1 pseudogene is annotated in these 255 nt (G+C 41.2%); it reads right to left on the reverse strand.

Features of this window, described 5'->3' with window-relative positions:
* Positions 1-255: pseudogene (locus tag ACU8YC_RS28825) on the reverse strand (glycosyl transferase family 1); the annotation flags it as partial.

Here is a 255-nt window from a genome sequence, read left to right on the forward strand (position 1 = left end):
CCAGAAGATAGGCTTCACCTTTGACCTTTCTGGGATAACGGCGGGAAAAAAGACCAATCTGTACTTTTCCATTCCAGTGGCGTGGGGCATTCAGGTTAGGTTTTATATATTCCTCATTGTAACCATGAGGAATAACCACGGTATTGTCTATCCCCTGCGATGCCAGTATTTCTTTTTGTACTGAATTAAGGCAGATAACAACATTCGCTTCTTTATAACGGGGAATAAATTTTTCAATCGCTAACCAGTTATCCG

Source organism: Citrobacter sp. VF227, from assembly GCF_052950715.1.